Annotated in this window: 14 protein-coding genes and 2 tRNA genes; 11 read left to right on the top strand and 5 right to left on the bottom strand. The window is 33.2% G+C overall.

Annotated elements, in window-relative coordinates; translation table 11 throughout:
• Positions 1 to 140: 140 nt before the first annotated feature.
• The 3 genes from GA0061081_RS05825 to rlmN form a co-directional block, all read right to left on the bottom strand.
• Entirely contained in the window at positions 141 to 716 is a 576-nt protein-coding gene (locus GA0061081_RS05825; RefSeq protein ID WP_091348101.1) for a manganese efflux pump MntP, read from the bottom strand.
• A 62-nt stretch (positions 717 to 778) separates the two neighbouring features.
• The gene (locus GA0061081_RS05820) at positions 779 to 1,393 is read right to left on the bottom strand and encodes a tetratricopeptide repeat protein (protein WP_091348097.1); all 615 of its coding nucleotides are present in this window, start codon (positions 1,391 to 1,393) and stop codon (positions 779 to 781) included.
• Between the two features lie 31 nt (positions 1,394 to 1,424).
• On the bottom strand, positions 1,425 to 2,591 hold the full coding sequence (gene rlmN / locus GA0061081_RS05815; protein ID WP_425337787.1) for a dual-specificity RNA methyltransferase RlmN: 1,167 nt from the start codon (positions 2,589 to 2,591) through the stop codon (positions 1,425 to 1,427).
• Between the two features lie 126 nt (positions 2,592 to 2,717).
• On the opposite strand from rlmN, the gene GA0061081_RS05810 reads away from it, so the two are divergent.
• The gene (locus GA0061081_RS05810) at positions 2,718 to 3,470 is read left to right on the top strand and encodes a M15 family metallopeptidase (RefSeq protein WP_091348091.1); all 753 of its coding nucleotides are present in this window, start codon (positions 2,718 to 2,720) and stop codon (positions 3,468 to 3,470) included.
• A gap of 9 nt (positions 3,471 to 3,479) precedes the next feature.
• Here GA0061081_RS05810 and GA0061081_RS05805 read toward each other — a convergent pair whose 3' ends face one another.
• Complete coding sequence (locus GA0061081_RS05805) at positions 3,480 to 4,649, bottom strand: ATP-binding protein (protein ID WP_202983845.1); 1,170 nt, start codon at positions 4,647 to 4,649, stop codon at positions 3,480 to 3,482.
• A 144-nt stretch (positions 4,650 to 4,793) separates the two neighbouring features.
• Positions 4,794 to 5,474 carry a response regulator transcription factor gene (locus GA0061081_RS05800; protein ID WP_091348191.1) on the bottom strand — a complete coding sequence of 227 codons (681 nt, stop codon included), beginning with the start codon at positions 5,472 to 5,474 and terminating at the stop codon, positions 4,794 to 4,796.
• A 500-nt stretch (positions 5,475 to 5,974) separates the two neighbouring features.
• Here GA0061081_RS05800 and GA0061081_RS05795 point away from each other — a divergent pair.
• The 10 genes from GA0061081_RS05795 to GA0061081_RS05750 all read left to right on the top strand — a co-directional run bounded on the left by GA0061081_RS05795 (position 5,975) and on the right by GA0061081_RS05750 (position 12,544).
• Positions 5,975 to 6,050, top strand: a tRNA-His gene (locus GA0061081_RS05795).
• Between the two features lie 22 nt (positions 6,051 to 6,072).
• Positions 6,073 to 6,149, top strand: a tRNA-Pro gene (locus tag GA0061081_RS05790).
• A 312-nt stretch (positions 6,150 to 6,461) separates the two neighbouring features.
• Complete coding sequence (locus GA0061081_RS05785; protein WP_167349312.1) at positions 6,462 to 7,184, top strand: GntR family transcriptional regulator; 723 nt, start codon at positions 6,462 to 6,464, stop codon at positions 7,182 to 7,184.
• The gene (locus GA0061081_RS05780; RefSeq protein WP_091348083.1) at positions 7,181 to 7,864 is read left to right on the top strand and encodes a GntR family transcriptional regulator; all 684 of its coding nucleotides are present in this window, start codon (positions 7,181 to 7,183) and stop codon (positions 7,862 to 7,864) included. The genes GA0061081_RS05785 and GA0061081_RS05780 overlap by 4 nt, the downstream gene beginning before the upstream one ends.
• A gap of 11 nt (positions 7,865 to 7,875) precedes the next feature.
• Entirely contained in the window at positions 7,876 to 8,343 is a 468-nt protein-coding gene (locus GA0061081_RS05775; RefSeq protein WP_091348080.1) for a PTS sugar transporter subunit IIB, read from the top strand.
• Between the two features lie 17 nt (positions 8,344 to 8,360).
• Positions 8,361 to 9,197 carry a PTS mannose/fructose/sorbose/N-acetylgalactosamine transporter subunit IIC gene (locus tag GA0061081_RS05770; RefSeq protein WP_091348078.1) on the top strand — a complete coding sequence of 279 codons (837 nt, stop codon included), beginning with the start codon at positions 8,361 to 8,363 and terminating at the stop codon, positions 9,195 to 9,197.
• On the top strand, positions 9,178 to 9,999 hold the full coding sequence (locus GA0061081_RS05765) for a PTS system mannose/fructose/sorbose family transporter subunit IID (protein WP_091348075.1): 822 nt from the start codon (positions 9,178 to 9,180) through the stop codon (positions 9,997 to 9,999). Before GA0061081_RS05770 ends, GA0061081_RS05765 begins: the two co-directional genes overlap by 20 nt.
• A 12-nt stretch (positions 10,000 to 10,011) precedes the next feature.
• Complete coding sequence (locus GA0061081_RS05760) at positions 10,012 to 11,097, top strand: SIS domain-containing protein (protein WP_091348073.1); 1,086 nt, start codon at positions 10,012 to 10,014, stop codon at positions 11,095 to 11,097.
• The gene (locus GA0061081_RS05755; RefSeq protein WP_091348070.1) at positions 11,094 to 12,092 is read left to right on the top strand and encodes an SIS domain-containing protein; all 999 of its coding nucleotides are present in this window, start codon (positions 11,094 to 11,096) and stop codon (positions 12,090 to 12,092) included. The genes GA0061081_RS05760 and GA0061081_RS05755 overlap by 4 nt, the downstream gene beginning before the upstream one ends.
• A gap of 14 nt (positions 12,093 to 12,106) precedes the next feature.
• Positions 12,107 to 12,544, top strand: a complete 438-nt coding sequence (locus tag GA0061081_RS05750) for a PTS sugar transporter subunit IIA (protein WP_091348068.1) — start codon at positions 12,107 to 12,109, stop codon at positions 12,542 to 12,544.
• The last annotated feature ends 103 nt before the right edge of the window (positions 12,545 to 12,647 follow it).

Below are 12,647 nucleotides of genomic sequence, written 5' to 3'. Positions count from 1 at the left end.
AGATGTTTTCCACAAACTGTTATCAGCAAAGGTAACAGTTTTATTTTACATTACCATGGGCTTACTTTAAGGGCATATGATAACACTATAAGAATCCTCTTTAAAATAAGAAGTTCGGCAAGATAAAAACCAAAGAAGGACTAATTAGATAGATGTTGATAAAGTGTTATTGTTCCAATCATGATAAGCACTAGCCCTCCTAAGAATTCAGCTCGCTTACCAATTAAACATCCCATTTTATTGCCCAATAATAATCCGAAGGTGACCATTAAACAGGTTGCAATCCCAATCATTGTTGAAGCAAAACAGATATTGACACTAGCGAGTGCCAATCCAACACCAACAGCAAATGCATCTATGCTGGTTGATATAGCAGTAAAAACTAACATCAAAAAAGATTTTTTTGATGATGCAACTTCATTTTCTTGACAATTATCATCAGTCTGTTTGAAACTATTATAGATCATGTTAAGGCCTAAAAATAACATGACGCCAAAAACAACCCAATGATCCCATTGTTCGATATATTGCAGTGCAATATAACCAATTAACCAACCGAGTAAAGGTGTAATAGCCTCAACAACACCAAATAAAATACCGACTTTTAATGCGTCAATGAATGGTATTGATTTAAGGGAAATCCCTCGACAAATAGCGACTGCAAAGGCATCGGTTGACATTGCCAATGCTAATAACAAAATAGTCCAAAAGCTCATGACATATACTTTTACTAAAAATTATAGTGATGTTAACGGTTTAAATAATAATTGTTTGTGCCTTATTCTTTTGTTACTGAAAACAAATAATTTGCAATTTTAATATCCCCTTTTTTTTGATAAATTTCAGCTGCTTTTTTGACATTATCTCGTCTATTTCCGTCATACTGGAAAAGTTGTTTAAACATTAAATCAGCTGTTTTTTTATCATTATTTTGGATAGCACAATAGCCATATTGCTCATAAGCATCAGCTTTCCAACGATGGCGATCTAACTCAATACTTTGTTCAAACTGTGCTTTTGCTTCTTGATAACGATTCAGACCACATAAAAAAGAACCATAATGTACATGATATAATCCATTACCTGGCTGCATTAACGTAATACGTTTGTAAATCATTTCGGCTTCGTTATATTCACCCACATGTTGATCAAACATTGCCATCGCCAACATGACTTGAGGGTTGTCTGGTGAGTATTGCGCTGCTAATTTTAGATTATAATGTGCTGCTTTAATATTTTCTTCTGACTCATTTGCTTTAGCAAGATAACCCAGCCCAAGTCGCATTCTTGCTAAAGCTGCTTTTTCTGGGTCAAATTCATCGTTGCTTTTCATTTGACAACCAGACAGTATTATTATCAAAAAATAGCTAAATAACATTAACAATTTTTTCATCTATCTTTCCTTTCTGTATAAAGGTTTATTCTTATGCTATTTGCTGGACAATATTTTGTTTTTTATAAAGTGTTCTTTTAGTACGGTCAACCACTTCACCAGCTAACTGGCCGCATGCGGCATCAATATCATCACCACGTGTTTTACGGACAATGACAGTAAATCCATATCCCATTAATGTTTTCATAAAACGGTCAATACGAGTATTTGAGCAACGCGAATAAGGTGCACCAGGAAACGGATTCCAAGGAATCAAATTAATTTTACTTGGCACATTTTTTAAAAATGTAGCAAGTTCATGGGCATGTTCAACACTGTCGTTAATTTGATTAAGTAGCACATATTCAATTGTTACCTTGCCATGATTAGCATTTGAAGTAGAAAGATAACGCAAAATAGAATCACGTAACATTGCCATATTATATTTTTGATTTATTGGCATAATTTCACTTCTAATCTTATCATTTGGAGCATGAAGTGAAATGGCTAATGCAACATCAATCATACCGGCAAGCTTATCTAAGGCAGGAACCACGCCCGAAGTGGAGAGTGTTACCCTCCTTTTGGATAAACCATAGCCAAAATCATCTAACATAATTTCCATTGCGGGAGCGACATTAGATAAATTAAGTAGTGGTTCGCCCATTCCCATCATCACTACGTTGGTGATAGGTCTATCAGCTAATTTACCCGTTACCCCAATAGCATTTGATGCACGCCAAACTTGGCCAATAATTTCAGAAACAGTTAAATTACGATTAAATCCTTGTTGAGCAGTTGAACAAAATTTACACTCTAGGGCACAACCAACCTGAGAAGAAACACATAATGTAGCACGATCTCGTTCAGGTATATAAACAGACTCAATCAATTGGTTGTTACCCACATCAAGAGCCCATTTTATTGTACCGTCAGACGAACGTTGTTCTATGGCAATTTTCGGAGCTTTAATTTCAGCTAAAGTTTTTAATTGTTCCCGTAGTTTCTTATTGATATCGGTCATTTGATCGAAATCATCTATCCCAAAATGATAGATCCATTTCATCACCTGATCAGCTCTAAATGGTTTTTCGCCGAGTGAAATGAAGAATTCTCTTAATTGTTGGCGTGTGAAATTGAGTAAATTTATTTTTTCGTTACTTGGATTCATTGTAGTTAGATTCATTGCGTTTGGAGAGTCTGAACAACTTGCAGACATAGTGAATGTACATGGTGTTGACATAAGGCCTCGTTTTTACACATTATGGCTATTTCAATTTTTAGAAAAAAGATTATACTGTTTTTCACCTTATCTTGCTATTAAAGAATAGATGTAATATTTAAAATGAAAGGTAAATCAACAAAATTAAAAACCATTCTTTGTTTAATTCAATCATTAACGTTACTTTTATGTTCGACTGCTACTATGGCGCAAACAATATCATTAAATAAACTAACAGGACAATTTGATGAAAAAAAGGATAAGGATTTTATTACATTAGACTCAACTGAGTTGCCTGTTAATAAAAAAGGAATGTATCTACAAAAAGAAGCAGCAGAGCAGCTAGTAAAAGCGTTTAAAGACTTTAAAAAAGAGTATCCAAATATCCCTTTTATTGTGGTAAGTGCAACACGTAACTACACTTACCAAAGTGGAATTTGGCAACGGAAATGGGATGCGTTGTCTGCTAAATTTAATGATCCTCAAAAAATTGCGGAAGAAATTTTAAAATATTCATCAATGCCAGGCACTTCCCGTCATCACTGGGGAACGGATGTCGATATTACTAGTGTTTCTTCGGAATATTTTAGAAATGACCCAAAAGGTATTATTCTTTATAAATGGCTTCAAGCAAATCTACCCAAATATGGATTTTGCCAAGCATTTAATAACGGAAGAAGCGGCGGATATCAACTTGAAGAATGGCACTGGTCATACCAGCCTATTTCTAGCCAATATATTGCACAATATAAAGCTATATTAGAGCGTGATCCAGATGCAATCATGAGGATCTTAAACTTCACTGGTCATGATAAAATTAAACTAGAAAGCCTTGTTAAAGAGTATGTATTGACCGTTAATGCTGACTGTTATTAACAGTTAGTGTTAAAGATTTCTCCAATAAGGCAGGCAAATTGTTACAATAAGTCCACCTCCATCTCGATTTGTTGCTTGGATAGTACCGTTATGCATAATGACGGTTTTTCTGGCTATTGCTAACCCTAAACCATAGCCTTTACCTAATTGAGGTGACTGAATTCGGACAAACGGTTCAAAAATACTGGATAATTTATTTGCTTCAACACCAGGTCCACGATCTTTAACTTCAATTTGTAAATACTTGCCTGTTTCTTTTAAAGAAACTTCTACCGCTTGTCCTGATTTTGAAAAGCGGATTGCATTTCGTATAATATTTTCAACTGCGCGGCGTATCTGTTCTGAATTGCCTTTAACAATTGAATGAGTAATTGATGATGAAGTGAAATGTACATCAATTAATTGGTGATTAGCCTCGTAGTTAGCATCATTGATAACGACACTTATTAAGGCTTTTAAATCAAAATATTCATCAGTACGATTATTCATTTCAGCACGAGAATAATTTAGAATCTCACCAATTAACTGATCTAATCGTTGTGATTCTAATTCTATTCTAGCCAAAGCTGTATCAATATTCTGCTTATTTTGTTGAGCAAGCCCAATTGCTAACTGTAAACGGGCAAGTGGTGTTCTGAGTTCATGAGAAACATCATGAAGGAGCGATTGACGGTCAGAGATCAAGATATTAAGTTGTTCAACCATCATATCAAAATCTTTACCTAGCTCACTTAACTCATCGCGACGGGGTTTTAATTTATTGAATAATCTAACTGAAAGATCGCCTTGAGATACTCTGAAAAAACCTTGTCTTAATAGCCTCATTGGCCTGGTTAAATTCCACGCCAAAAAAAGGCTAAAAACAAGCCCAACACATATCCCCATTAACACAATTGGCATTGGCATATTAAACAACGCTTTTTTGTTATGGTCATCTTTATCCTCTTTAAATGAAATAGAATAAAGTGTGCCGTCTGGTGCTACGGCCATGCGTTGATAGGCATAGGTTGGTGTTTCTAATTCATCGGTTAAAATATTGACTTGCTCATTAATAGGGGAAACTAATTTTATTGACAATAAACTTCTTTCTTGTTCAGGTAAATGTGCTATAAAATTAAGCGTCTCATCTTCACCTGCTACATGTAATAACTGAGCAATCATATCGACTTTTGTCGGCATATGATTGAGGAATCTTTGCGTTTTATTTTCTACATAAATTGAAAACGCAATCCAAGTTAATTGGAAGGTAAGGTAAAAGATGACCCCAAATATAATGAGTATTTTCCAAAATAATCGATGATTCATTTCAAGCCTATTGGATCATTAACGAATACGGTAACCGACAGCCCTAATCGTTTCAATTGTTACATCATTTTGTGCAACTTGATGTAATTTTTGGCGAATGTTACTGATATGTACATCTACACTACGATCGTAAAGTTCTCGTGCTCGTCCAAGACCAATTTCGGATAATTCTTCTTTTGTTACTACACGTTCGTTATGTTTTACCAATAGAACTAACAAATTAAACTCAGTGGATGTTAAGTCAATAACTTGTCCATTCCAAGTACATAATCGCTGTGGTAGATCTAGCGTCAAACCGTTAAAATGGTATTTTTTATCATCAACCATTTCAACTGAACGTTCGTCAAATCGTCGTAAAACAGCACGTAATCTTGCCAATAGTTCACGCGGATAACATGGCTTAGGGATATAATCATCAGCGCCTAATTCTAATCCCAAGACGCGATCAATATTATCGCCTTTGGCTGTTAGCATGATAACAGGCATATTACATTGTTGACGGATACTTTTTAATACATCAATACCATTAATATCTGGTAGCATCACATCTAAGATTGCTGCACGATATTTACCCGATAATGCTTCATCGATTCCATTTTTACCCAAATAAACGCTTTTGATATTAAAGCCTTCATTAGTCAAATATTCACTAAGCATCTGTGATAATTCAATATCATCATCAATTAATAAAATATTTATCATATATCGCCATTATTATCTAATTTTAGGTAGTTACATTATTGCAATAATAAAAAAAAAGTCAGGTAGTTTTACTAAAATATTACATATTTTAAGCTATTCCTGATTATTTAATTTACTATCAAATTACGTAAAAAAGTTCATATTAACTATACATTTCAGTATAAATTTTAAACTAAAAATAACATATAAGTGAAATTGAATGATTATTAGGAGATCATATCATTCAATTCTTAACTAAGTTATACAAAATAACATTCGTAATAACATATGTAATATTTTATCAACGAATATTATTTTATAAATATAATATGGAGATAAAAAGTGAAACAACAAGTATTATGAAACTAATATTTATGAATATCCAATCATGTTAGAATCATTTAAGGTTATCAAATTTTATACTTCTAACGCTTTTTATATAATCAATTGATGTGTTTTTTAAAAATTATACTGGACAATATTATTTTTTATGCGTAATATTTCGTCCTGCTTCTATGGTGGCTATAGCTCAGTTGGTAGAGCCCTGGATTGTGATTCCAGTTGTCGTGGGTTCGAATCCCATTAGCCACCCCATTTAATAGAGCTCCACATCTAACGGCGAGTAGCGCAGCTTGGTAGCGCAACTGGTTTGGGACCAGTGGGTCGGAGGTTCGAATCCTCTCTCGCCGACCAAGTTTAAATTAAAAGCCTATTTATTTTAGTAGGGTTTTATTGTCTTCAAACTGATCCATTTATTACTGATATTCTAACAAATAATTCAAAAGATTGTTTATTTTCTTCCCTTATAAATTCCATCTCAAGTTACTATGTATTTCTACCATTTTTTATTTGATTTTGTGTATTGATACTGAAAATTGTGATCAAGACAACAATATTGGCACTAAAAATTAGTAACATGTATTTTTTTATTTCTTTTTTACAGATTGTTGTGTAGATTTAAATACACATTTTGGATAAATGAACCCAAAAAATGGGGAAGTGCCTTTGGAATATCGTGATGTTGCTTCTAAAACTTATGTTGAAGAACAAATTAAAGCAAATCCGTCTGTTATTAAGAAAATACCAACAGAAAGAGGGCTTGCTGAACACTTTAATGTTAGTCGAACAACAGTAAAAAAAGCATTACATTGCTTAATGCTAGAAGGCTATTTATTCGATAATGGGAAAAATTTAGAATGCAGTAAAGCTTTTGAAATTAATATGTTAAAAATGTCTTCATTAAGTGAAGAAGTTAAACAAGCTGATAATGCTCAAATCAAAATAAAAGTCATTTCTAATAAAATCATTACAATGCCCGCTGAACTAAGAATATTTTTTGGTTCAAATGAACACTTAACTAGAATTATAAGACAGCGTGTATTAGGTGAAGTTCCACTATCATATGAAATTACCTACTTATCATCCCAAAAGTTCAAAAAACTAGATCAAATGGATTTGAATAATGTTTCTCTTTATCAGTTTTTGAAAGATCGCTATCACCTTGTTCCAAGCCATGGGCGTGAAGAGATTACTTATGAAGTAGTAACCAAAGATAAAGCAACGTATTTACAATTGATTGAAGGCACACCGATTTATAAGGTGTCAAGTTACAGTTTTGATATTAATTTTCAGCCTTTTGAACATACCGTTCAATATTTAGTAGGAAATCAATTTAGATATCATTTGTCTGCTAAAAATATTTTCGATTACGGGAAAAAATATAAATGAGTTTATTTGTAAAAATAGCAGCTCATTTAATGGAGCAAATTAAAGCAGGACAATATGGTGTAGGTTCAGAATTACCCCCAGAAGGGAAATTACAAAAAGATTATGATGTAAGTAGAACAACTATTCGGAAAGCAATTGATATATTAGTTGATAAAAATTTAGTTGTTAGGAAAAAAGGTGTTGGTTTATTCGTTGCACCAACTCTTTCCACTCAAACGATTCTAAAAATGACAGGCATTATTAAACCTCATATTTATGGAAATCATAAGAAAGTTATTAAAGAATCTTACCTAAGGCAAGCAGGAAACTATTATAGTCAATTATTAAAAATAAAGCCTACTGAACTCATGTATTACATTAGCTTTTTAGAGGTCTCTGAAAAAAATGTAGTGAAAGAAATTTTTTTATTGCCTCTTAGCTATTTCCCAGACTTTCAAGTTTCCATAATAAAAGTTTTATCACCGCTCGAAATTACTAATTCAGGAAAGAAAAAAGTAGATAAATTAGAACAAGATTTGCAGTTAACTGCAGCCAATGCTGAATTAGCCAAACAGTTACAGTGCAAAATAAATGATCCATTATTTAAAATTTCTAACCATTATTTTGATATTAATAGCGAACCGATTGCCATTGAATATAAGTTTGCTTGCAATACTAAATATGTGGTCGATTTCACCTAGGAGGTACACCAATGATTAAATTATTACGTGTTGATCATCGCTTATTGCATGGTCAGGTTGTTGTTTCATGGTTCAAAAATGTTGGAGCAAATACTATTTTAGTTGCTAATGATATTGTTGCAAGTGATGAATTACGTAAGTCTGCTATTCGTTTAGCTAAGCCTGAAGATGCGAAATTAGTGATGAAATCAATAGATGACAGCATTGACGCTATTAATTCAGGTATAACCGACAAATATCAAATGCTAATTGTTGTTGAATCTGTTGCTGATGCTGAAAAACTAATACGAAACACTCAAGATAAAATAGTAAGCCTCAATTTAGGTGGAACTAAACCTCGAGAAGGAACCAAAAATTATTCTAAAACGATTAATCTAACCGATCTAGAAGCAGATTTATTGACAGGATTACAACAAGATGGAGTTGATGTCTACATTCAACAAGTTCCAAATGAATTAAAGCAAAAATTTGAAAAATAGTTTAGAGGGTACATAAAATGAGTATCGAATTAACAGCCATTTTTTTAGCTTTGATTGCGATGTTAGCAAACGGTGAATATTTTTTAGGTTCATCAATGTTATCAAGACCATTAGTGACTTGTACCTTAGCTGGTTTAGTCATGGGCGACATCACACAAGGCATTATTATTGGGGCAACATTAGAATTAGCTTTTGTTGGATCGTTTTCTATTGGGGCATCTATTCCCCCTGAAATTATCTCAGGGAGTATTTTAGGTACCGCCTTTGCAATAGGTGCAGGTAAAAGTACGGAAATAGCTTTAACGCTAGGTATTCCGATTGCTTCATTTGTTTTATTAGTTAAAAACTTATGCTTTCTTTTTATCCTTCCTTATTTTGTTCATAAAGCCGATCAATACGCATGTGAAGGTAATGGTAAAGGTATGGATCGAATGAATCTATTAGGTGGATTCTTTTCTGTTAATCTTCCAATTGGTTTAGTTGTAGGATTATCTTATTTATTTGGCAGTTCTGCTATCAATGACTTATTAGAAATGATTCCTAAATTTATTATAGATGGTTTAGGTATAGCAACTGGCTTATTACCTGCGTTTGGTTTTGCTATGTTAATGAAAATAATGATAAAAAAAACCAATGTAACATTCTTTGTTCTTGGTTTTGCTTTGGCTGTTTATATGAAAGTGCCTGTTACTGGAGTAGCCATCTTCGGTGCGTGTATTGCTCTAATTTTGACAGGTTATTCCGCATTTAATGGAAAAAAAGATGTAATAGAGGATGGCAATCAAAGGTTAAATAATAATACTGGCGACACTTTAGGTATACAGGAGATCAATTATGAAAATGAAGAATTCTAAATTAATAACCAATAAAGAATTAACAAGGACGTTCTGGCGATCTTTTACTGCTGAGTGGTCATGGAATTATGAACGACAAATGAACTTAGGTTATTCCTATGCTATGCGTCCTGCTTTAGATAAAATTTACAGCAATAACAAAGAAGAATTAACTGATGCTTATCAACGGCATTTAGAATTCTACAATATTACACCATGGTTAATCACTTTTCCTTTAGGAATTTCTATTGCTATGGAAGAACAAAATGCGACAGATAGTAATTTTGATAAAAGCTCTGTTAATGATGTCAAAATAGCGTTAATGGGACCATTAAGTGGTTTAGGTGATTCATTTTTCTGGGGAACACTTCGTGTTATAGCGACTGGGATAGGTACTTCTTTAGCACTTGAAGGTAATATTTTAGGTCCTCTTTTATTTTTATTAATTTTTAATATTCCCGCAATGTTAGTACGTTATTTTGGTTTACTAATAGGATATAACATTGGGGCATCGTTTATTGAAAAAGTTCAAAAGACTGGACTAATGGATAAATTATCCTATGGCGCATCAGTTTTGGGACTTTGTGTGGTTGGGGCTATGGTTGCCACCATGGTGACATTAAATATGCCATTAAAATTAGGTTCGGGCACGGACGCTTCATCTTTACAAGATATTTTTGATGGTGTTATGCCACAAATTTTACCTTTACTTTTTACACTATTTATCTTTGTGTTAGTCAAAAAAGGGATTAAAGCCCACTGGATTCTCTTATTAATTGCTGCTATTGGTATTTTTGGTGCTTGGACTGGATTATTAGGCTAGTAAGGAGAAAAAATGAAAAGTATCGCAGATTATGTCGCATTAGAACCTGAATATTATCAAAATATTTTAAATAACCATCAAACATTATTTGGCAATACCATTGATTTAAGTAAAGTCAAACAACTTAACGCAATTGTTATCTTTGCAACAGGTTCGAGTGCTAATGCCGCTTATGGTGCAAGACCTTTAATGAGTAAATTATTAAAAGTACCCGTCTATATTGAAGATCCATCAATGGCAGCCAATTACTTACACTATGATGATCTTAATACCTTGTATCTTGCTATTTCACAAGGGGGAGAAAGCTACTCAACTATTCACTTGGTTGAACAATTTGTTCATAATAATCAAACTATTTACACACTTACCAGTAATTCACAAAGCCCATTATATCAGGTAAGCAGCCATGTGTTATCTATGGGAATTCCTGTTGAAGAAATGCCTTATGTAAGTGCTGGTTATAGTGTAACGATTCTTGATTTAATATTAATCACGTTAACTATTGGTCAAAAAATAGGGGAAATAAATCAAGATCAATTTGAATTGTATTTTAATCAGATACAAAAAATTACTCAGACACTACCACAAATCATTAAACAATCACAGGCTTGGGTAAATCAAAATCAAGATCTTTTTTATCATTCTAAAAGAGTGATTTTGATTGGTTATGGTGCAACTTATGGTGTAGCCAGAGAAGGGGAGACCAAATTCACAGAAACAGTAAGAAATACTGCTTTTGGTAAAGAACTAGAAGAGTATATGCACGGTCCATACTTAGGTCTACATACGGATGATTGTATTATTTTTATCGAACCTCATGGGCGACTAACACAACGAGCGGAATCTTTAAAAGAATTTTTAAAGCAATATGTTCCCAATATTTCAACCATTTATGCAAACACTACCAGTTGCTTCAACGCGAGGGATTTATGCCTAAATATTAAATGTGATGAATTGTTAACTTCATTATTTATGACAATACCTATTCACTTATTAAGTTATCAAGTATCACAATTAAAAGGACACAATCTGGAAAAATCAACATACCCAGAATTTGACCAAATAACTAAATCTAAAATTAAGAGGATTATAAAATGAGAAAATTTGATGAACAAAAAGAATTAGACAGCATGAATGGCGCATTAGCTTTACGTCCAAAAATCAATCAATTTATCGATCAAATCCACAAGCGTGGTTATAGCAATGTTTGTTGGTTGGGTATCGGTGGTACTTATGCATCTTCAATGCAAGCAGTTGTACATATGAAAGAAAAATCAGCTATTGAAACTTTTGTTCAACATGCAGCTGAATACTTAGTAACAGGTAATAAGAGAATTACTAAAGATACATTGATTATTATTTCATCTGTTACGGGCTCAACCCAAGAGGTAGTTCAAGCTATCGATAAGATTCAAAAAGAAGTTGGCGCGACAGTTTTAGCTTTTTTGGATAAAGCTGATTCCCCATTAGGTAAAATGGCTGATCATGTTATCTCCTACCCAATGAATGAGCAATTAAAATTCTTTATGACTGCTGATCGTTTAATGTTTTTAGCTGATGAGTTTTCTGATTATGATGAATTTTATCAACAAATGGATCAACATTTTGCAAAAAATATCGTCGCTGTAGCCAAAAAAGCTGATAAATTTGGACAAGAAGTTGCTGAAAAACATCATAATGATGCGATGCATTATTTTGTAGGAGCAGGAAATCAATGGGGGGCAACTTATTCACATGCAATGTGTTATTGGGAAGAACAACATTGGTTACGCTCAAAATCCATTGAATCAGCCGAATTTTTCCATGGTACTTTAGAAGTTATCGATCGTGATACCGCAGTTACTGTTTATGTTGGTGAAGATACTCAGCGCCCATTAAGTGAAAGGGTTGCAAGGTTTTTACCTCAAATTTGTGGGAATTACACCATTATTGATACTAAAGACTACGAATTGCCAGGTATATCAGAAAAATATCGCGGCAATCTTTCTCCATTTGTTTTTCGAGCTATTAATAATCGTATTGATGCATATGTTGAGCATTTAAATCGTCATCCAATGACAATTCGTCGTTATTATCGTTGCTTGGATTATTAAGGAGTGCAATATCAATGATTGCAGTATTAGTAAGTACTCATGGATCTACAGCTAATGGCATGATTGAAACAGTTGAAATGATTTGTGGTAAACAAGCTCAATGTGAGGCAGTGCCTTTTCTAATGGGGCAATCTTTAGATGATTTTCAACAGCAGATTGAGCAGAAGTTAGAAAAGTTAACCCGTGAAAGCTCTGATGTTTTATGTTTTGTTGATTTAAAAGGAGGGACACCGTTTAATACGTTGGTTAATTTGGTTTCTAAATATCCTCGATTAGAAGTCATAGCGGGTGTTAATATTCCAATGTTATTGACAACTTTTACATTAAGAACTGATGACGGAAATAAATTGAATGATTTGCTATCAGAAGTAATTGATGTATCGGTAAAAAGTATTGAACGATATAACATTGTTTCAATAATGGATAATAAAAGCCAGGATGAGGATTTCTGATCTCATCCTATATTTTGTGTATTTTCTATTTACAGGTGACAGTTAATTCTGTCACCAAATTCTATAATATGCCCTATAAATAATTTAACTATTAATAATGTTT

The sequence above is a fragment of the Gilliamella bombicola genome (assembly GCF_900094945.1).
GTDB classification, from domain to species: Bacteria; Pseudomonadota; Gammaproteobacteria; order Enterobacterales; family Orbaceae; genus Gilliamella; species Gilliamella bombicola.
Note: the sequence above shows the minus strand (reverse complement) of the source record. Positions and strands in the feature narration are given on the sequence as shown.